Consider the following 19,225-nt stretch of genomic DNA (forward strand, 5'->3'; position numbering starts at 1 on the left):
CCACGACGAGCCTCGGGGCCGTCGCCGGATCGACGCGAGCGCCACGCTCAGCGCCGCCCGCCGAAGTCGCTGATCGAATTGCCCCGCGTCGGCTCCGGGCGCGCCCCCGCGTCGGGCTGCGCGCGCCCGACGGGCCGGGCCGTGGCGGTCGCCCGAGGCGCGCCCGGCTGCGCGGCGAGCGGCGCCGCCGGGCCGGAGGACGCCGCCGGCGGCGGCGCGGGCGCGCTGGAGGAGGCCGCCGGCGCGGTCGAGGCCGGCGAACCGCCGGCCACCTCCGGCGCGCCGCCGGTGGCGCCGGGAGCCTCGCGCGCGTCGCCCTTCGCCGTCGCCTCGGCGGGGGGCGCCGCCGCGGCCTCGGCGGGGGGCGCCGCCGTGGCCTCGGCGGGGGGCGCCGCCGCGGCTGCGGGGGGCGCCGCCGCGGCTGCGGGGGGCGCCGCCGCGGCCTCGGCGGGGGGCGCCGCCGTGGCCTCGGCGGGGGGCGCCGCCGCGGCTGCGGGGGGCTGTCCCGGGTCGGTGGCGAGCCCGGAGCGCAGGAAGAACAGGGCGCCGAGCGAGGCCCCTGCCAGCAAGGCGCCGGCGGCGATGGCCAGGGCGACGCGGGCCCCGTTGCGGGCCGTTCGCACCGGATGGCCCGAGTTGCTCCACGAGTTGACCGTGGGCCCCGTCTCCGCGTTGGGCGCGGTCGGCGAGGGCGGCACGAAGGGCGGCGTGCCCGGCGCGAAGGGCGGCGTGCCCGGCGCGAAGGACGGCGTGCCCGGCACGAAGGACGGCGTGCCCGGCACGAAGGACGGCGTGCCCGGCGCGAAGGACGGCGACGACGGCGAGGCCGGCGCGAAGGCCGGGCCCCCGTGCGGTATGGACGGGCGCGATCCGGTGCCCTGGGCGCCCCCGCTCGGCACGCCGGCCTGGAGGAGCGACGGCCGCGCGATGTCCGAGGAGCTGCCGAGCATGCGGCGCGCCCGGTCGACGTGCATGTGGCCCGTGGCGGGGCCGAACGGGAGCAGCGCGGCCGCCAGATCGCCGACGTTCGCCCACCGCTGCTCGCGCTCCTTGGCGAGGCAATGCATCACCACGGCGTCCAGCTCGCGCGGGACGTCGGGGCGCAGCTGGGCGACCGGGGCCGCGTTCTCGTAGAGCAGCGCGTGGAAGAGCTGAGCGACGGAGTCGCCGTCGTACGGAGTCCGCCCGGTCAGCATCTCGTACAGGATCACGCCGAGAGACCAGATATCCGCGCGCGTATCCACATCCTTCGCGGAGCGCACCTGCTCGGGAGACATGTAGAGCGGCGACCCGAGGAGCGACGCTGTCTGGGTCAGCGCGACCTGGTCGCGCGATATGCCGAGCAGCGACTTCGAGATACCGAAATCGAGGACCTTGATGACCCGGTCGCCGTCGGGCCGGAGCGAGAGGAACAGGTTGGCCGGCTTGAGATCGCGGTGCACGATCCCCGTGGCGTGCGCCTCGGCCATCGCGTCGAGGGCCTGGAGCATGTACCCGACGGCCTCCATCACGGGCAGCGGACCGCGCGTCCGTATCTCGTGGGCGAGGTCGTTCCCCTCCAGGAACTCCATCACCATGTAGGGCATCCCGCCCTCCAGCGAGCCGACATCCAGGACGCGCGCCACGTGCTCGCTCTTGATCCTGGCCAGCGCGCGCGCCTCGCGCCGGAACCGCTCCGCCGGGTCGCCGCCGTCCGACCGCAGCGAGTGCAGGAACTTCATCGCGACCCGCTGCTCCAGCTCCAGGTGCCACGCAGCGACGATCGTGCCCATCGCACCGGCGCCAACGATCTGCTCCACGCGGTACTTGCTCGCGAGAACGTCGCCCACAGCAACGGGAGCCATCGCCATGGGCCCTAGGCTAGCCGAGATCCACGAGATCACATACCTCGGCGCGCCGCGATCTGCGCGCAGGGCGGAAAACCCTCGTCGACGCTTCCCCTGCGGTGGGGCCGTGCGTCGGGGCACGTGGTGGGCAGGCATGACACCCGCGCCGGCGCGATCTCACCGGCGTTCCAGCGCGACGCCCTCGACGCAGCGCCAGCGCTCGGTCTGCCCCTCCACGGTCCACAGCTCGATCCGGTCGGCCCGCCACACCTCGTGCGCGAGCGCAAGCACCCGAGGATCCGCCGCGAGCTCCTTTCGGCGCGCGGCCGGCAGCTCGCCGTACACGAGGCTCACGTGCGGGCGAAAGGGGGCCTCGCTCGCGCCGAGCGCCGCCTCGGCCGCGCGGCGCAGCGCCGCGAGCGGCTCGGACGGCGTCACGTCGAGGAACACGCACTGGTGGCGTGTGCCGCCGGTGGCGGGTCCCCGCGCCTCGAGCGCGACGGGGCGGAGCGCGCCGCCGTCGCCGCGCAGTCTGCCGAGCCTCGCGGCCAGCGCGCCGCCGTCGCCGCGCAGCCCGCCGAGCAGGGTGAGGTGAGGCGCGAACGGTAGGCCGCCGGTCTCCCGGGCGAGCGCCTCGATGAGCTCCTCGAGCCGCGCGGCCGGCGCTCCGCCGGGGATGAGCCACAGGGCGAACGCTGTCTCTTGCGCCATGGCCGGCACCCTTTGCGCCGCCGCGCCTCGCGGGCAAGCCGCCGCGCGCCGGAGCTCGCGTGAGCGCCCCCTCCGGCGTACGGCCCGCTCAGGGCGTGCGCTGGGTGGCGGCTCGCGGCGGATGGTTCGGATCGAGCAACGAGCCGCTCCTCAGCCGAGCGCCGCGCGCAGGCTCCGGTAGAACGCGTCCGCGGCCCCGCCCTCGGGGATGCCCGCCGACCCGCCGTCGTTCAGCTCCACCAGCATCCAGCCGCCCCCTTCCTTCTCGGCGACGTCGGCCGCGTAGAAACGACTGCGCACGTGGCCGAGCACGGGCGCGAGGACGTCGGCGCTCGGCGGCTCACCCGGATAGTCACCGTCGGCCCAGTACGGTGCCGCGTAGAACGGCCGGCCGTCGAGCACGAAGAAGCGATGCTCGTTCACCAGCGGCAGCCTGCTCTTCGGGTGCAGCCCGATGCGTCGCAGCTCGACGAACTCGCGGAAGACGAGCCCGCCGACGACGTGGTCGTCCTGGAGGCGGAGGAAGTTGCCCACGACGCGCCGCACGTTGGCCTCGTCGTCCGCCGCCGGGATGAAGCACGCGTCGAACCACTCGTGCTTGCGGGACTTCACATAGTCCTTGAGGATCACGGAGCCCGATCCGAACGCCTCTCGCACTTTGACGACGACCGCGTCGAGGTCGAACGTGGAGCCCGGGATCCAGATCGACCGCGCTGTGTGCTCGGCGCCGCCGATCGCCTCGTACCACTCGGGAAGGTGATAGCAGTGCTGGTACGCCGCCGGCTCCGTGATCAGCCGCCGGCCACGCGCGGCGACGACCTCGCTCATGCATCGATAAGCGTCGAGGCCCAGGAGCCAACCGCGGTAGATCACCTCGCCCGGGCCTTCCGGCACCCGGCGGAGCTTCACGTCGCCGCCGAGGAACACCTCGAGGTCGATGAGGCCGATGTCGAAGCCTGCGCTGGCGGCGTGCCGGGCTTCCTCCTCGAAGGCGCTGTCCGGCGTGGTCGGGTGCAGCGGGTTGCTCGGGAACAGGACGAGCGGGGCAGGGAGCATTTCGCCGACTCTACCCGATGGCGCGAAGGTCGTCACGACGGTGTGGATCGGGCGATGACCCCGCGATGTGGGACTTCGAGTGGACCGGCGGCGAGCCGAACACGTGGCTGTGCGGTGGGACGGCCGCTACGAGGAGCTTGGCTCTGGCCTGGCGTCTGGATTTCCTGGCCCCTGCGGCTTCGCCGACCATTTCTCCCCACCGGCGACCTCGTGGATCACTGGGCCCGGCCCGCGGGAGGATGGAGTGAGCGCGACGGAGAGCCCGTGAAGCTCAAATCGTCGACGTGATGACGGAGGAGACCAGGCTACGGTCGTTGGGGCACGCCGCTTCATAACCGGATCTGCTGGCCTCGAAGACGTCGAGCAGGGTGTCGAGGCCGGGATTGCCGTATCGGAGCAGCACCAGCCGGGCAAGCCGGCAAAACTCCTCCTTGGTCTGCCACCTGGCGAAGCTGGCGGCTTCGTCGTGGTGCGGGCTGTCGGGATCATCCTTCGACAGGAACTCGTCGTAATCGCCCTGAAAGAGGGTGTCGCCGTGCTCGATGGAAGCCTCGGGCGGACAGATTGAAGAATCTTCGTTGTCCTCGTAGGTGCCCGTGATGAGCCCCTTCTTGGTCGACGTGGAGCCGGCCACCGTCACGATCGGAACCCGCGAACCGTCCGGCAGATCGATCGTATACGACGAGGGCAGCGCGTTGGTCAGGACCATCATGCCGCCGAGCATTCTCCCGGGCTCGGCGTACGGAAACCGGAAGCGGTTCTGGTCGAAGAGCGTCGTTTGATCCGCTTCCATCCAGTTGCTGTGCGCGTAAAAGTCCTGCACGGTGTGCAGGATGGTCCCGAACACCTGCTTCGCGTCGTATCTTGAAAGGCTCGCCGGGTTGAGGAGGGACACGACGTCCGCATATCGCTCACGTATGCTGTCGAAGGCGTCCGGGATCCGGCAGTTGTCGACGTGGTACCTGCTCTTGTACTCCGGATATCCGCTGTCGGTGTCCTCGTTGTGGTCGCCGACCTCGTCCGCGACATCCTCCGAAAGGAAAGTGAGCGCTTCTTCCGTGAGGTCGTTGTGGTCGATCCCGAGCCACCAGGTGCGGAACTGGTCGTGCGTCTCTCCGGTGGGGTCTTCTTTCGGCTCGATTTCACCGCTGCAGGCGCTGGTCATCAGCAAGGCGCAGGCGGCCAGTATGGGGTACTTCACGATGGCTCCTTTCGGTTGTCTCAAGAGGAAGGACGCAAGTCGCGACTGCCTCGCCGACGAGACGCTGTCAAGACCTGCGCGTGCGACGTGCTGCCGCCGATGCGTCAGCGTCGACGGCGCCGCATGCGTCTCGCCGGCGATTGGCACAACCAGCAATTCGCGTGCCGGGCGTGGTCGCGCCGTGGTTCGACGCGACAGCTCCAAAAACGCAGGAATCCTATGGCTACACCTCGGGCCGGCGCCGTCGCCTCGAGCGCCCCCACGTGGAATGTCACGCCGGGAACCGTGACATGTCACGCCGGGAACCGTGACATGTCACGCCGAGAACCGTGACATATCACGCGAATTCGGGCCGCATGTCACGTCGAGAGACCCCATGACCGGCGCGCGGGGCGCGGCGGACCGCGAAGTGGGGCTATCCCTGAACGTGGCACAGGGCGTGCAATCACCCCCGAACGACTGAGCGGCGGCGTGCGTACGATGACAGCGATGCGCCGAGCCTTGCAGGAGTCACGGATCCTCGGGGCGCCGGCACCTCTGGCAATCAGGGGGGCCAAGCGTCGGGAGATCACGTGTCGGCGCTCAGCCGGTCATCCGTCCGACCTCTCAGGGGTCCTTGAGATCGACCGTCTTTCATATCAAGAATCGAGGAGACTATCATCATGAAGCGCTTTCACATCATGGGTCTTGTGGGTGCGGCTGCTCTTGCGATCACCTCCGGCGCCTTCGCGGGCTACTGGAACCCCGTCTACACCGTGATCGATAACCTCGACACGGTGCCGGGGATCGGATATCGGGTCTACACCGCCACCACGGAGAACCCGGCGAGCTGCGCGAATACCGGTTATCTCGACCCGCACTCGACGATCCCGGCGGCGGAACGGCAGCTCATGGACAGGACGCTCCTGTCGGCGTTTCTCGCGGGACGGAAGGTCAAGTTCAACATCTCCAGCCAGACCTGCACCGCCGAGGGCTATCCGACCTACGTATGGCTGAGGCTCGACAAGGCTCAGTGAGCGGTCGCCAGCGCGCGGGTGAGCGCCGGTTCGGCGAGCGCTTCGAGATCGCCGCGGGCGCCGCCCGCGCTCTGGCCCTGCTGACGGAGCAGCTCGGCGTGCGCGGGCGGCCCCGCGCAGGTCGTCACGAAGGTGTGGATCGGGCAATGACCGCGCGATGTTCAACTCGGCGGCGGTTCCGTCAGCGAGTCGACGGGAGTCGCAAGGGCGCGCATGTCAGCAGGCCTTGAGTGTGCGCCGGCCTGGATCAGCGAGGCGGACGAGCAGGACCCCGCAGTGCGTTCCAGGGGCGAACCGCCGCACCTCCGAGAAATCGAGATCCTGCGTGATCAGAAAACGGCTTGTCCACCTGAGCCGCCGCCCATACGCCGGAGTCGGGGGACCCCTGAAGCCCCTCTTGCTGCACTGAGTCCGCATCATGGCCGAGCTGCACGAGCGCGTCGACGAGGGAAGTCGGCAGATTCTCGTCCAGCTTGATGCGCATCAGAACCCGACGACCTTGGGCGCTGGCAGATCTTCCCGGACGGAATCGGCGGCGAACGCGATCACTGCGCGCACGTCGTCCGCGGTCAGGGTCGGGTAGTCGCTGAGGATGTCCTCGATCGAGTCGCCGTCCGACAGGCTGGCAAGCAGCGTGCGGAGCGTGACCCGTGTGCCCTTGATGACTGGCTCCCCCCCGCAGACGAGAGGATCTCGCACAATCCGATCGCGGTGGTTCATGACGTGAACTCTACCGCATTTTCGGCTCGTCTTCAGCAGTTTCCGCTCCCGACACCCGGCGGAGTCTGGCCGCTACGCCTCTGCTGGCGCGAGAGACCCGCGCGGCGCGGCTCGCTGCGACCGGCCAGCGGCATTCCTTGCGGCCAGCAAAACGCTGCGAAGCAGGTCTGGGGGCAAACGGGAGCACGGTGGGCGGAGGCGCATGAGCAACTCTCCCGCGTACTGCTGCGCGAGGTACGCGTTAGCGCCCGGCGAGTCGCCGTGGATCACGGTCGCCCCCACCGGAAGCTTCGCCAGCTCGCGCCGGATCGCCTCCACATTGGTCCATGCCACAGCGCCGGCGACGATCACACGCATCATCCCACCATCCTATCCTCGAAGCGTGCGGGGCCGGACGCCCGCAGCCGTCGAGCTCAGCGCTGGGCTGCTCCCTCGACATCCATCCACGTTCCGCACATGGTGCAGAGCTTCGCCGAGGCATCGAGCAAGAACTCACAGTTCGAGCAGTACCTCTTTCCGTCGGGAGGCGGCGGCATGGGCGGGCGGGGCGGCGGCGGATTCCAGTTTGGCGCCATGGGCTCCGGCGGCAGCCAGGGCGGTGGAGGTCCCTCCCAGCCGTTCAGCGCGATCGGCGCGCCCGCCCTGTCGCCCGGCACGCAACGCAGCGCCGGCCCGCCGAGCTGGTCGCGCCGCGACCAGAAGTCGCCGTTGATCATCCGGGATTGCAGCCACGTGCCGTGCACGCTCGCGGGCAAGAGCGGCCGGTGCGCACCCGCCTCATCGTGGGCTCGTACCACCACAGGAGCGGCTCGGGCTGGAGGTCGCCGTTCCAGCAACAGACCGCCACCGGCCAGCCGGGGTAGTAGGCCTCGAACGCCTGAAGCATGCGGTCGTTGAGCGCAGGCCGCTTCGGCTCCGGGACCTGCCCGAGGACGGAGAGCACCGCGCGCGGCGACTCGGCGAGCACCACCGCATAGCTGCCCGGCAGGGATCGGCAGGATCATGGCGTTCGGGCCGGAGGTCGACGCCGTGTTCTGGTAGGCGAGGACGTGGACGTAAAGGCCGTTCCACTGCGCATCGCCGGCATAGAGGAGGGTGCTGGAGAGCCTCGCGGGGGAGAAGGTGCAGCACATGGTCGCTGCAGGATACACGAACAGGAGCCTTTGACCCGACTGTCCGCTGATGAGCCGCGGGCGCCGCAGTCGCCCGTCGGATCCATCGGCAGGCTGGGCGGCGTCAGCGTGTACCTGGGAGTGCACCCGCGAGTTGTCGCGTGAGATCGCCCGCTGGCACTTCCTTGCACCCGCTGACGTTTTGCCCCGCCCACAACGGCGAAAAGTCGCCGCTGCCCTGGCTTTCGGCCCTGGCGCGCAGGGGGGTGATGGCCGACGCCGCCAACGGAAAAGCTGGCACGGCGCCGTTCATCGGCCCCAGCTCTCTCATCATGCGGTTCACGATGCTCCGAGCGGGGCGCCCGGTGAATACATTGGTGAGCGCTGTGATGCTGGCGGCGGCGCTCCCGAGGGCCGCGCGATGCACCCTGCTCGTGGTGGCCTCGGGGCACAGCAGGTAGGCCGTCCCGATCTGTACGCCGGCCGCTCCGAGCGCCATGGCGGCTGCGACACCCCTCGCGTCCGCGATGCCACCCGCGGCGATGACGGGGATCTTCACGGCGTCCACGATCTGCGGCACCAGCGCGAAGGTGCCGCGCTGGACGCTGAGATCGTCGGACAGGAAGCTGCCGCGATGACCGCCCGCCTCGATGCCCTGGGCAATGACCGCGTCGACGCCGCGCGCCTCCAGCCAGCGCGCCTCGTCGACCGTCGTCGCAGAGGACAGGATCTTCGCGCCCCAGCGGCGCACCCGCGAAAGCAAGGCCTCCGAGGGCAGACCGAAGTGAAAGCTCACCACAGCAGGCCTGAGCTCGTCGAGCACATCAGCGGCCTCATCGCTGAAGGGCAATCGACCGGGGCCGGTCGGGATGGCGCTTGCATCGACGCCGAGCTCGGCGAAGTACGGCGAGAGCCGGGCTCGCCAGATCGCGTCTCGCTCGGCATCGGGCTCGGGCCGCGTGTGACAGAAGAAGTTCACGTTGAACGGCTTCGTCGTCTGCGCTCGGATGGCTGCCAGCTCCTTGCGCAGGGCGTCCGGCCCCAGCACGGCGCCGGGCAGCGAGCCGAGCCCACCAGCGTTGGAGACCGCGACCGCGAGCGCGCTGCCCTGCACGCCGGCCATGGGGGCCTGGATGATTGGAAGATCGATCCCAAGGAGCTCCTGCAGCGTCGTCATGAGAATCTCCAGATCCACGGCCGAGGCAGAGTCCACCCAACGGCGGGGGTTGTGCCGCGCGTGGGGTTGCGTAGCGCGCTCACGCGTCGGTCAGCAAGCCCTTGCTGGGCCGCATCGGCACGCATTAGACCCGACCGCCTTCCAGACGCCGCGCCTGTTGCTCGAACCAGCGGGCGAACCCCTCGGCGGCTGCAACGAGCCCGGCCCGCGACACCTCCACGCCGCAGCCCATGTGCCCGGGTAGCTCGCGAGAGAGGATGCGAACCGAGCCGCCGGGCGGACAGAGGATGAATGCTTTGCACCCACCGAACTGCTCGCCCCAGTTGGTCAGGAAATCGTGGGCGCTCCAGAACGTCCAGTCCCGGCGGCGCTCCTCGTCTGTTCGGGTATCGGGCACTTCGACGTCTCCAGGGGGGCCATACAATAGCTCGTCGAGGAAGTTCCAGGCAGCCATGTCGTCCAACCCGGCCAGCTTCTCGGACCACAGGCGGTCGAGGTTGGAGGGCAGCCATCGGAAGGAGAGGTAAGCCGGGTACAGCGCACAGTGCGACTCCCCGAGGTCTCCGAGGGCCGCCCCGCGGCACCAGACGCACATGCGCCCCCACACTGCGCTCGGGGGCTCCAGGTTGGGCTCCACGTCCGCTTCGATGGCAAAATCCAGTCGATCCCCGAACAACATATCGACTCAGCCTCCTGCCGCGCAACGTACCAGGTCGGAATGGCTTTGCGCGGGCGATCCTCCCATGGGAGACGATGGGTCGCTGGGGACTTCCCCGTTGCCCAGGGTACCCTCTCGACCCTGGCCCCACAGCCCGAGCGGCTCGCGACTCAGAAGGTGCCGCCGAGGCCGAAGGTGAGGCTGCCGGGCGCGAAGCCGATCTGGGGCTCGAGCCGGAGACGGGTGGAACGATGGCTCTCCGGTTCGCTTTCCTCGTACGGGAGGACGGCGATATCGACGATGTTGGCCGCGAGCAGGCCGAGGCTGCCGCCGAGGATCGCGCCAGTGACCGAAGGATCGTACCAGTCACCTTCATCGGCCTTGCCGGCGGTCTCCGCTCCGATCAGGCCGCCGACGAGCGTGCCCCCGATGTTGATGCCGAGGCTGGCCAGGGCCTTGCCGGCATTGTCGTGACCGCCGTGGATGATCGGGCCGCCGACCATCATGCCGCTGAGGCTCACCACGAGGAGCTCCGGGGTCTCGGCGCCGATGGCGACGGGCACGAGCAGGAGACTCCCGCCGAGCACGATGACGTGCTTCCAGCCATACCAGACGCGCCGCGACGTGCGCTTCGTGCCCGGGCCGTGATTCCCGGGCTGCCGTGGGCCAGCGCGCCAACCGTCGGGCGGCGGGGCGTACCCGGGCGGCGGGTACCCCGCCTCTGGCATGCTCCTCACGCCGGACGGAGGCTGAGATGGTACGCCCCCCGCCTCGCCCGCAGGCTGCGCGAGCGGCGCGGGCGGGGCGGCGCCGGCAGCCGGCGGCTCGACGACCGGCGGCGCCGTGGTCGAGTCCGCCGCCGCAGGCCGAGACGGTGGTGCCGGCGAGATCTGCGGCGCGGAGCCGGGAGGCGGTTCCATCGCGCCCGCCTGACCCAGCGCCAACACCACGGCTGCTGCGCAGCAACCCCCTAGTCCGTCGCGCCCCCTGATCATCACCTCGCCGCTCCTCTCTCTTCTCTGCTCCTCTTCTTTTACCCGCAAGCGCGCAGCGTTTGTGCTCGAATGAGGGTCGTATGCAGCCCCGAACGGCAGCACCCGCGCGCGATCCAACGTGGCGGCCGATGGCGGTCGGGTTCGACCCGGCGCAGGCGGGCACCCGGCCCGAGCCCGTCCGGGCGAACGCGCGCCGCGGTCGTCGAGCCAGCGCTGCAGTTCCACGGTTTCAGATCCGCGGCGCGGCGGCGCGGCTACACTGCGCGGCCCGTGGACTCCGTGATGGACCGCATCGAGGCGATGGTCGCCTGGTTCCGGCAGCGCCGGTGGGCGCACCTCGCCGTGGTGAACCTGCGCATCCTGATCGGCTTCGCGTTCCTGCCGGCGGGGCTGAAGAAGATCCTCGGCGAGCCGTTCACGGACCCGGGGAATCAAGGCCCGTTCCACGAGTTCTTGCACGCGTTCCACGCGACCGGGCACTTCTACACGTTCGTGGGCGTTGTCCAGCTGGTGGCCGCGACGCTGCTCATGACACAGCGGTTCGCGACGGCCGGCGCATTCTTGGCGCTGCCGGTGACGGGCGCGATCCTGGCGTTCTGCTGGAGCACGGCGGTCGTCCCGACGGCGACGGTCGTCACGCTGATGTTCGCGGGCCTGGTCGGGCTGGCGCTGTGGGACGTCGACCGGTGGCGCGGCGTCCTCGACGCGCCGGACGCCACGCCGCGGGCCGCGCGTGCCTCGTCACCAGCGCCGATCGACCTGCGGCTGTGGAGTCTGTGCGGGGCGGCCATCCTGGCGGCGTACCTCGCGACGTGTCTGCTCAGCGGCGGCATCTACCGGCCGCGCGGGCCCGCGTTCGATGAGCCGGGGTTCTACGTGCTGATGGCGCTGCCGCTGTTCCCGATCGTGACCGCGCTCATCGATCGTCGCCGGCGCGCGGGGCGCTGACCGTGCCGCAGTAGAGGTGCCCCTGCGGTGGTGTCATGCGCCGGCGGCACCCTCCAGCGCCACGATGACGTCGCCGGGCGGCGCAGCGAGGTGGAGCCACGCCTCGCCGCCCACGCGCAGCGCGGCGAGCACGCCGTCCGCCCGGCCGCGGAGCGCGCCCAGCGAGCGGGCCGGGCCGCCCTCGTCGACCGCGAGCACGGCCACCTCGTCGTCAGCGCGGGGCGAGACTCACCCTCTTCCGTCACAATGCAGCGCCGGCCGCTCGGGTCGAGCAAGAGCACCGCGCGATGGCGGATCGCGATAGGTGTGTCTGGCCTGAAGACCGGGCGCACCTCAAGGACCCCGTGGTCCTTCTTCAGCCGCACGAGCCGCCAGCCGTCGATGGCGAAAACCCGGCTGCTGCCGAGGGCGCGGTCCACATCCGCTTGCTGCGGAGGCGGCGAAAATGCCCAGTTGGGCGGGCCTCATCGCTTCCTCCAATAGCCCGGTCTCCTCTTGGCGTGCGCCACAGCCACCACGAGAACGCGCTCTGGCTCATCGCGATATACGACGAGGTACGGAAACCGTGCCAAACGTACGCGCTGCGTGCCGTGCTGGTGAGCGGGCCAGCGACCCGGGGCCTCGGCGATCCGCTCCAGCGCCGCCTCGAGCTCCGCCACGAACGCGCCTGCCACACGCGAATCCCGTTCAGCGTACCACACGGCGGCCGCCTCGGCTTCGGCGAGGGCGGCTGGCTGTAGTTCAACGGCCTTGGCCACGGCCACCGGCTGCCGCGAGGAGGCGGCGGCGGGCCTCCGGCCATGGGATCGGCGTCACCGTTCCCGCGTCCACCTCGTCCAGGCGGCGCTTGATCTCGTCCGTCCAGGCTTCCTCGACATGATCGCCGTCTGCTTCGGCTTGGCCCAGGCTCTGGAGCAGCTCGGCTGCCAGAGCAGCCCGCGCGTGGTCAGGCAGGCGTAGCGCAGCAGCCAGCACGTCTTCCAGGTCGCTCGGCATGGCTGGAGCCTACCACACGGCACGCCGTACGGCGTGCCGTGTGCCCGGCCTACGCGCCGGCAGCCGTCAGGACCGGCGCGAACCAGCCAACCGGGGCCGGGGCCGGCGGGGCGAGAAGCGAGGCTCTCATCACGGGGGCAGCGCCGTACCGGGGTGCGCAAAATCCAGGTTCCGGATGCCGGGGCCGGCTTCGGTCTCCTCCACTTCTTCGCCCAACAAGGGCTTCTGCTGCGGGTGGGGGCGCGCATCGGACCCACCCGCAGCAGAAGCCCTCGTTGGGCGGCCGAGCTTGGATGAATGCCTATGCACGCCCACGATCGCCGTCCGGTGAATCGCCTTGAGTTCAGTCGGAGTCTTCGGCACGGTCAAGCCCGGAGATGGCCGCGATTCATCGTTTGTTGGAGGCATGTCCACCGCGGAGACGGATGGCAGCCATGTTTTGTTCGAGGCGTGTCCACCGGGACATGGGTGCGACCCATCTTCTTGTTGAGGCTCGTCCGCCGCGGAGACGGGTCTGACCTGCCTTTTCCCCTTCAGCAGGTGCGGGAGCACGCCGACGAGCGGAAGACCGCGCGTCAACGGCGGCGCGCTCGCGCGGGGGGCGGCACCGGTGGCCCCCCAACCGCCCACAGTGTGGACGCGCGAAGCACACGCGACGGCGTGGGCGTCCGAGGGTCGATATCCTTGGACGCTGGATTCCTACGCTGTCACACCACCGCGCGCGGCGAGGTGCCGCTCGATGTGGCCTATCGCCGTGGCCACGCCGTCCTCGCCGCGGATCTTGCGCCCGAGCTCCTCGGCGCGCTCTTTCATGCCGGCGTCGCTCGCGGCGGTCCGGATCGCGGCCGCGAGCGCGTCGGCGGTGAGGCGCGGCCGCGGGATGGCGCGCGGGCCGACGCCGAGCTCCTCGACGCGGCGCCCCCAGAAGAGCTGGTCCCCGAGGTGCGGGACGACCACCGCGGGCCGCCCGGCGCGCAGGCACGCGGCGACGGTGCCGGCGCCCCCGTGGATCACCGCCGCGGCGACCCGCGGATAGAGCCAGTCGTGCGGCGCGGCGTCGATCCGGAGGAGGGTGTCGGGCAGCGCCATGTCGCCGAGCCCGGCCCAGCCGGAGAGCAGGATGGCGCGCCGGCCGCTCCGCGCGACAGCATCGACGAGGAGCCTCGTCGTGGCGCCGGGATCGTGGGACGTCATGCTGCCGAAGCCGAGGGCGATCGGCGGCTCGCCCGCCGCGAGGAACCGCTCGAGGGCCTCGGGCGGCCGGTACGCTTCGCCCTCGTCGAGGAACCAGTAGCCCGTCGTGTGGTAGCTGGGCGGCCAGTCCGGCGGGTGCGGGACGACGTGGGCGCTGTAGGCGTGGACGACCAGCATGCGGCGCAGCGCGGCCATGTACGTTCGCCGATCCTGCGGCGGCAAGCCGAGCCTCTGCCGCACGCGGGCCGTCACGCCGCCGTACCAGCGCCACACCGTCGGCTCGATCAGGAGCTTGCCGAACAGGAGGTTGAGCAGGCTGTCGTGGCGCGGGAAGGGGGCGGCGACCGCGGTCGGCCCGTGGCGCGTCGCCAGGATGGAGGGCTGGAACGGGATGCTGACCTGCACCGCGCCGGAGGCCTCGGCGATGGAGGCCGCGTACGTGTCCGAGGTGAAGCTGCTCAGGATGAGCTCGGCGCCCTCGCACGCGCGCAGGGCGTCGTCGGTCATCTCCGCGCCGAAGCGATCGATGAGCCGCTGCAGGATCCGCGACTGGGCCATCGGGTTCGTGCCGCGCGACACCCACGCTTTGCCGAGGTCGCTCTCCATGACCTCGACCATGTCGACGCTCGCCGGGATCGCGGCGAGCCCGTGCGCCTCGATCCAGGGCTGGAAGCTCTTGCCGGCGAGGACGCGGACCGCGTGGCCGCGGGCCGCGAGCGCCTTGCCGAGCGCGATCGCGGGCTGGACGTCGCCTCGGGTGCCCAACGCGAGGACGGTGGTCTTCATGGGGCCGCCTCGCCTCAGAGCGCCTTCCAGGACGCGTCGCCCGACGGCAGCCGCGGCGGCTCGACCGACAGGATGTAGTCGACCCGGCGGTTGCGCGGCTCGTCCACCTGGTCCGCGGTCTTCACGAGCGGCGCCGACTCGCCGAGCCCCTCGAAGGCGATGGGGAGCTTCACGCCGCGGCCCTTGAACCAGGCGGCGATCGCGCGGGCGCGCTTCCGCGACAGGGCGAGGTTGTGCTCCGCGCTGCCGACCGTGTCCGTGTGGCCGACGATGAACAGCGTGATCTTGCCGAGCTCGCTGGTCTTCGCCACGACCTCCGAGATCTTCTGGAGGCTCGCCTCCAGCTTGGGCACCTCGGAGGCGCGGATGACGTCGGAGCTGGTCTCGAACTGCACCTCTTCGTGGGGGATGCTCACGTTCCAGGGGAGGATCGCGATGCCCGCCCAGTACCCCTCGGTGTCGTAGCCGTACACCTCGATGCGCGCGACCGGCTCGTCGCTCGAGGGCGACCAGGTCACGGCGAGCGGCGAGCCGGCGGCGGCCCCGCCGAACGGCTTCTCCTCTTCGGCCAGGACGGCGCCCGACTGCCCGAGGACCTTGATGCGCACCTTGCTGGCGGCGCGCGACAGCTTCACCTCGATCTGGCGGCCCTTGAGGTCCACCTTGGACCTGTCGATCGTCACCTCGAGCGCGGGCGGCCTCGCCTGAGCGCTTTGCGGTGGTGAGGGCGCGGGCGAGGGGCCGTCGGCGCGCGCAGCGGCGGGGGCGAGCAGGGAGGCGGCGAGGAGCACGGCCGGGGCATGGCGCATGGGGATCCCCATCTCTGGAGGGTGAGGGAAATGCGGGAAGACGTCCTTGAGCATACCAAAAGGCGCGCGTGGTGGAGCGGCGGGGTGACGTGCTGTGTGTTCGCGGCGCGAGCCGCCCTGCGCGCCGGCCTGTACCGGTGTAGGGTGTACCGTCGAGCGTCGAGCGCGCTCCGGCAAAGGCGCCGGAGATCCTGCTGAACGGCGTTCCACGTCACATGGCAGTCACCATTTTCGACCTCTTCAAGATCGGTATCGGGCCCAGCAGCTCGCACACGGTCGGGCCGATGCGCGCGGCGCGCATGTTCGCGGTGGATCTCGACGAGGCGGGCCTGCTCGCCCGCGCCGCGGCGGTGTCGGTGGAGCTGTTCGGGTCGCTCGGCGCCACCGGCCGCGGCCATGGCAGCGACAAGGCCGTGATCCTCGGGCTCATGGGCGAGACGCCGGACGGGGTGGACGTCGAGCGGGCGGGCGCGATCGTCGAGGGCGTGCGGCAGAGCGGCCGGCTGTCGCTGCTCTCCCGCCACGAGATCGGCTTCCAGGTGAAAGGGCATCTGGTCTTCCTGCACCGGAGCCTGCCGTTTCATCCGAACGGCATGCGCTTCACGGCGCTGGACGAGGGGGGCGCGCCGCTGCGCGCGCGCGTGTACTACTCGGTGGGCGGCGGCTTCGTGGTGAACGAGGCGGCGGCGAAGGGGGAGAACCCGATCGAGGCGGACACGACGCCGCTGCCGTATCCGTTTCACAGCGCCGCGGAGCTGCTCGCCGCGTGCGCGGCGAGCGGCCTGTCGGTGAGCCAGGTCATGCTGGAGAACGAGAAGGTCTTTCGCCCGGAGGCGGAGACCCGGGCGGGTCTCCTGCGCATCTGGGGGGTGATGCAGGACTGCGTGCGGCGCGGCTTCCGGGCGGAGGGCGTGTTGCCCGGCGGCCTCAAGGTGGTGCGCCGCGCGCCGGCCCTGTACCGCAAGCTCATCGAGAGCCCCGAGGCGGGGCTCCGGGATCCGCTGACGGCGATGGACTGGGTGAGCCTCTACGCGCTCGCGGTGAGCGAGGAGAACGCCGCCGGGGGCCGCGTGGTGACGGCGCCGACCAATGGCGCGGCGGGGATCATCCCGGCGGTCCTGCACTATTACCGGCGCTTCGTGCCGACGTCGACGGACGAGGGGGTCATCCGTTTTCTACTCACGGCGGGCGCGATAGGCATTCTCTACAAGGAGAACGCGTCGATCAGCGGCGCGGAGGTGGGGTGTCAGGGCGAGGTGGGCTCGGCGTGCTCGATGGCCGCGGGCGCGCTGGCCGAGGGGCTGGGCGGCACGCCGGAGCAGGCGGAGAACGCGGCCGAGATCGCGATGGAGCACAACCTCGGGCTGACGTGTGATCCGGTGGGCGGGCTCGTCCAGGTGCCGTGCATCGAGCGCAACGCGATGGCCGCGATCAAGGCCATCAGCGCGGCGCGCATGGCGCTGCACGGCGACGGGGCGCACTTCGTGAGCCTCGACAAGGTGATCAAGACGATGCGCGACACCGGGGCGGACATGGAGTCGAAGTACAAGGAGACGGCGCGCGGGGGGCTCGCCGTCAACGTGCTCGAGCTGCCGGTGGAGGTGGGGGTCAATCTGCCGGAGTGCTAGCGTTGCGGGGGCCAAGGTCCTCCTTGGCCGCGACGCCGACCTCACCCCGCGAGTCCTGCGCTGTGGATGGCCCAGCCCAGCGCGCCGCCGCCGACGACGAGCCACGTCGAATTGACCTTGAAGCGAAAGAGCAAGAGCGCGCTCGCGGCCGCCAGCAGCACGGTGGGCAGATCGACGAGCGAAGCGCGGCCGAGCTGCACCGTCACGACGAGCATCAGAGCGAGAGAAGCGACATTCACTCCATCGAGAACCGCCCCCGCGACCGGCGAGCGGCGCAGCCGCGGCATCAGGGGGCCGCTCACGGCGACGAAGAAGAACGCGGGCAAGAAGATGCCGATGGTCGCGACGAGCGCGCCCGCAGGGCCGGCCAGCACGTACCCCACGAACGTCGCCGTCGTGAACACGGGCCCCGGCGTGACTTGCCCCACCGCGATCGCGTCCATGAGCTGCGCCTCGGTCATCCAGCCGAGCCGCTCCACGAGATCCGCACGAAGGAACGCGAGCAAGACATAGCCACTGCCGAAGAGGACCGCGCCGGTCTTGAAGAACACCCAGAAGAGCCCTGGCAGCGTGACCGACCCTGCGAGGGCAAACCCGGGCAGCCAAGGCGCCAGCGCCGCCGCTCGGTTGCCGGCATCTTCGTCGCGCGGCGCCGGGGGGCGGGCGGAAGGCTTGCCGAGGCGGGCGAGCGCCACGCTGGCAGCGCCCGCGCCGAACAGCACGGCGAGCTCGTTCACGCCGAGCCACGCGAGGACGGCTGCCAGCACGCCGAGGAGCCTGAGCGACGTGGTGCGGGCGGCCTTCGGCGCGAGCGCGCCAATCGCCTGCACCACGACCGCGATCATCACGGGCTTGATGCCGTAGAGCAGCCACGTCGCTGCCGGTAACGTTCCGAAGCGCACGTAGGCCCAGCCGAGGGCGCCCGTGATGAGCATCGCGGGCAGGATGAAGCAGACGCCGGCCACCGCGAGGCCCGGTCCTCGCGCTCGGTCGTAGCCGATGTGGATCGCCATCTCCGTCGAATTGGGGCCGGGAATGAGGTTCGTCGCGCCGAGCAGGTCGAGGAAGCGCTCCTCCGAGAGCCACTTGCGCCGGCGCACGACCTCGTCCTGCATCATCGCGATGTGAGCGGCAGGCCCCCCGAACGCCGTCACGCCGAGGCGCAGAAACAGCCACGCGAGCTCGCGCAGATCAGCCCCCGTCCAGCGCCGGACCGACGTGGGAGAGGTGGTCGATTCATTCACGGCGCGCTCCGGCGCCGTGCCAAGCGCGCGTCGACGGACAAGCGCCCCGCGCCGACGACGACGAGAAAGAGCGCGCCCAGCAGCATCGCCCAGTCCGTCCTCGCCTCGTGGGCCATGCTCCAGAAGCCGTAGTGCGGCAGCTTGCGCACGTGGAAGCCGAGGATGTCTCGGCCGAGCAGGATCGGAAGCTTGGTCGAGACCAGCGCCACGACCATGTTGAAGACGAGCAGAGCGGCGGCGAGCCGGGTCAGGAGCCCCGCGAGCACGAGCGCCCCGCAGACGATCTCGACCACCCCTACGAAAGGTCCCATGGCTTCCGCCCACGGGATGCCGATCTTGACGAACCGTCCGGCGCCGAGCTCCGCTGGATACATGAACTTCTGGATCCCTTCGGACAGGAACACGGCCCCGACCGAGAGGCGGACGAGGAGCGTCGCCGCGGGCGCCTCGGAATCGAGCATCTTGCGCAGGTGTTTCATCATTTCGTTCCAGCCCTCGTTGATGGAGTGCGCTTGCGGGGGCGCACGGCGGCGCCACGGTTCTCGCCTGAAGCTGCCGCGCGGCCGCGGGGCTCCTCGCCCAGTACGACCTCGCGGTAGAGCTCCGCCACGTCGCGCTTGAGCGCAGCGAGCAGCCGGCGGCCGGCGGCCGTCGCGCGGTAGCTTCGCCGGCCACGCGCCTGCGTCTCTTGGCTGGCCTCCAGCCAGCCGTGGCGCTCCATGCGGGCGAGCGCCGGGTAGAGCGTTCCGGGGCTCAACCGATGGCCGTGCTCTGCGAGCTCCTCCAGGAGCCACAGGCCCCAAACTTCGCGCGCCGCGGCGTGGTGAAGGATGTGGATCTTCCAGAGGCCCACCCGGATCTCACGGTCCGCCGTCGAGATCATAGTTCGAAGCGCGTAGACGATCTTCGTAATGTCGTCAAGCTCGACACGCTGTCGTACGGACGCGGCCTGTGGCCTTCCGGCTCGGTCCTACGATCGAACCCGGCGCCTCCGCATCGGCCGGCTCGGTGCTGCCTGGTATCGTGATCCATGGCTCGAACCGCCCGCATCGCAGGTCATGGTATGCAGCCGGCTGCTGCGCTCGTGACCGGCGCCTCCAGGGGAATGGGCTGCTCGATCGCACCGCGCGCGTGGAGGGGCTGAAGCA

Annotated in this window: 24 protein-coding genes; 3 read left to right on the forward strand and 21 right to left on the reverse strand. The window is 70.7% G+C overall.

Annotated features, from left to right (window positions below; genetic code table 11):
• Positions 1-47: 47 nt before the first annotated feature.
• From WMF27_RS09305 to WMF27_RS09320, 4 genes are all read right to left on the reverse strand, one after another.
• Positions 48-1,844, reverse strand: coding sequence for a protein kinase domain-containing protein (locus WMF27_RS09305; protein ID WP_437944067.1), 1,797 nt, complete (start codon positions 1,842-1,844; stop codon positions 48-50).
• Positions 1,845-2,003: 159 nt separating this feature from the next.
• The gene (locus tag WMF27_RS09310; RefSeq protein ID WP_437769276.1) at positions 2,004-2,537 is read right to left on the reverse strand and encodes a 2'-5' RNA ligase family protein; all 534 of its coding nucleotides are present in this window, start codon (positions 2,535-2,537) and stop codon (positions 2,004-2,006) included.
• A gap of 150 nt (positions 2,538-2,687) precedes the next feature.
• On the reverse strand, positions 2,688-3,593 hold the full coding sequence (locus tag WMF27_RS09315) for an ATP-grasp domain-containing protein (protein ID WP_437769275.1): 906 nt from the start codon (positions 3,591-3,593) through the stop codon (positions 2,688-2,690).
• 271 nt (positions 3,594-3,864) lie between these two features.
• On the reverse strand, positions 3,865-4,794 hold the full coding sequence (locus WMF27_RS09320; protein ID WP_437769274.1) for a hypothetical protein: 930 nt from the start codon (positions 4,792-4,794) through the stop codon (positions 3,865-3,867).
• 662 nt (positions 4,795-5,456) lie between these two features.
• Between WMF27_RS09320 and WMF27_RS09325 the strand changes: the two genes are divergently transcribed.
• Positions 5,457-5,810: a hypothetical protein gene (locus WMF27_RS09325; protein ID WP_437769273.1), complete on the forward strand. Its 354-nt coding sequence runs from the start codon at positions 5,457-5,459 to the stop codon at positions 5,808-5,810.
• Here WMF27_RS09325 and WMF27_RS09330 read toward each other — a convergent pair.
• From WMF27_RS09330 to WMF27_RS09370, 9 genes are all read right to left on the reverse strand, one after another.
• A complete protein-coding gene (locus WMF27_RS09330; RefSeq protein WP_437769272.1) occupies positions 5,804-5,938 on the reverse strand; it encodes a hypothetical protein in 135 nt (44 codons plus the stop codon). The two genes, WMF27_RS09325 and WMF27_RS09330, sit on opposite strands and share 7 nt — an antisense overlap.
• A 119-nt stretch (positions 5,939-6,057) precedes the next feature.
• On the reverse strand, positions 6,058-6,294 hold the full coding sequence (locus WMF27_RS09335) for a DUF5615 family PIN-like protein (RefSeq protein WP_437769271.1): 237 nt from the start codon (positions 6,292-6,294) through the stop codon (positions 6,058-6,060).
• A complete protein-coding gene (locus WMF27_RS09340) occupies positions 6,294-6,530 on the reverse strand; it encodes a DUF433 domain-containing protein (RefSeq protein WP_061616646.1) in 237 nt (78 codons plus the stop codon). Before WMF27_RS09340 ends, WMF27_RS09335 begins: the two co-directional genes overlap by 1 nt.
• A 72-nt stretch (positions 6,531-6,602) precedes the next feature.
• Positions 6,603-6,890: a hypothetical protein gene (locus tag WMF27_RS09345; RefSeq protein ID WP_437944068.1), complete on the reverse strand. Its 288-nt coding sequence runs from the start codon at positions 6,888-6,890 to the stop codon at positions 6,603-6,605.
• Between the two features lie 53 nt (positions 6,891-6,943).
• Positions 6,944-7,246 carry a hypothetical protein gene (locus WMF27_RS09350; protein ID WP_437769270.1) on the reverse strand — a complete coding sequence of 101 codons (303 nt, stop codon included), beginning with the start codon at positions 7,244-7,246 and terminating at the stop codon, positions 6,944-6,946.
• On the reverse strand, positions 7,243-7,500 hold the full coding sequence (locus WMF27_RS09355) for a hypothetical protein (protein ID WP_437769269.1): 258 nt from the start codon (positions 7,498-7,500) through the stop codon (positions 7,243-7,245). Before WMF27_RS09355 ends, WMF27_RS09350 begins: the two co-directional genes overlap by 4 nt.
• A gap of 266 nt (positions 7,501-7,766) precedes the next feature.
• The gene (locus WMF27_RS09360; RefSeq protein WP_437769268.1) at positions 7,767-8,819 is read right to left on the reverse strand and encodes an NAD(P)H-dependent flavin oxidoreductase; all 1,053 of its coding nucleotides are present in this window, start codon (positions 8,817-8,819) and stop codon (positions 7,767-7,769) included.
• Between the two features lie 124 nt (positions 8,820-8,943).
• A complete protein-coding gene (locus WMF27_RS09365) occupies positions 8,944-9,498 on the reverse strand; it encodes a hypothetical protein (RefSeq protein WP_437769267.1) in 555 nt (184 codons plus the stop codon).
• 149 nt (positions 9,499-9,647) lie between these two features.
• Positions 9,648-10,040, reverse strand: coding sequence for a hypothetical protein (locus tag WMF27_RS09370; RefSeq protein ID WP_437769266.1), 393 nt, complete (start codon positions 10,038-10,040; stop codon positions 9,648-9,650).
• Positions 10,041-10,742: 702 nt separating this feature from the next.
• Between WMF27_RS09370 and WMF27_RS09375 the strand changes: the two genes are divergently transcribed.
• On the forward strand, positions 10,743-11,420 hold the full coding sequence (locus WMF27_RS09375) for a hypothetical protein (protein ID WP_437769265.1): 678 nt from the start codon (positions 10,743-10,745) through the stop codon (positions 11,418-11,420).
• 33 nt (positions 11,421-11,453) lie between these two features.
• Here the strand turns inward: WMF27_RS09375 and WMF27_RS09380 are convergent, their stop codons facing one another.
• From WMF27_RS09380 to WMF27_RS09400, 5 genes are all read right to left on the reverse strand, one after another.
• Entirely contained in the window at positions 11,454-11,618 is a 165-nt protein-coding gene (locus tag WMF27_RS09380) for a hypothetical protein (RefSeq protein ID WP_437769264.1), read from the reverse strand.
• Between the two features lie 266 nt (positions 11,619-11,884).
• Positions 11,885-12,184, reverse strand: a complete 300-nt coding sequence (locus WMF27_RS09385; RefSeq protein WP_437944069.1) for a type II toxin-antitoxin system RelE/ParE family toxin — start codon at positions 12,182-12,184, stop codon at positions 11,885-11,887.
• Complete coding sequence (locus WMF27_RS09390) at positions 12,162-12,416, reverse strand: addiction module protein (protein WP_437769263.1); 255 nt, start codon at positions 12,414-12,416, stop codon at positions 12,162-12,164. Before WMF27_RS09390 ends, WMF27_RS09385 begins: the two co-directional genes overlap by 23 nt.
• 699 nt (positions 12,417-13,115) lie before the next feature.
• Positions 13,116-14,396: a glycosyltransferase gene (locus tag WMF27_RS09395; RefSeq protein ID WP_437769262.1), complete on the reverse strand. Its 1,281-nt coding sequence runs from the start codon at positions 14,394-14,396 to the stop codon at positions 13,116-13,118.
• A gap of 14 nt (positions 14,397-14,410) precedes the next feature.
• Positions 14,411-15,205 carry an OmpA family protein gene (locus WMF27_RS09400; RefSeq protein ID WP_437769261.1) on the reverse strand — a complete coding sequence of 265 codons (795 nt, stop codon included), beginning with the start codon at positions 15,203-15,205 and terminating at the stop codon, positions 14,411-14,413.
• Positions 15,206-15,420: 215 nt separating this feature from the next.
• Here WMF27_RS09400 and WMF27_RS09405 point away from each other — a divergent pair, with 215 nt between their 5' ends.
• Complete coding sequence (locus tag WMF27_RS09405) at positions 15,421-16,833, forward strand: L-serine ammonia-lyase (protein WP_437769260.1); 1,413 nt, start codon at positions 15,421-15,423, stop codon at positions 16,831-16,833.
• Positions 16,834-16,874: 41 nt separating this feature from the next.
• Here WMF27_RS09405 and chrA read toward each other — a convergent pair whose 3' ends face one another.
• From chrA to WMF27_RS09420, 3 genes are read right to left on the reverse strand one after another with little or no spacing between them, the layout of a single operon-like run.
• The gene (gene chrA / locus WMF27_RS09410; RefSeq protein ID WP_437769259.1) at positions 16,875-18,077 is read right to left on the reverse strand and encodes a chromate efflux transporter; all 1,203 of its coding nucleotides are present in this window, start codon (positions 18,075-18,077) and stop codon (positions 16,875-16,877) included.
• Positions 18,074-18,556 (reverse strand): DoxX family protein, encoded by a 483-nt coding sequence (locus WMF27_RS09415; RefSeq protein WP_437769879.1) that lies wholly within the window; start codon positions 18,554-18,556, stop codon positions 18,074-18,076. The genes chrA and WMF27_RS09415 overlap by 4 nt, the downstream gene beginning before the upstream one ends.
• Entirely contained in the window at positions 18,556-18,960 is a 405-nt protein-coding gene (locus WMF27_RS09420) for a PadR family transcriptional regulator (RefSeq protein WP_437769258.1), read from the reverse strand. Before WMF27_RS09420 ends, WMF27_RS09415 begins: the two co-directional genes overlap by 1 nt.
• Between the last annotated feature and the right edge of the window lie 265 nt (positions 18,961-19,225).

The organism is Sorangium sp. So ce281 (assembly GCF_051527395.1).
Classification (GTDB): Bacteria; Myxococcota_A; Polyangia; order Polyangiales; family Polyangiaceae; genus Sorangium; species Sorangium cellulosum_B.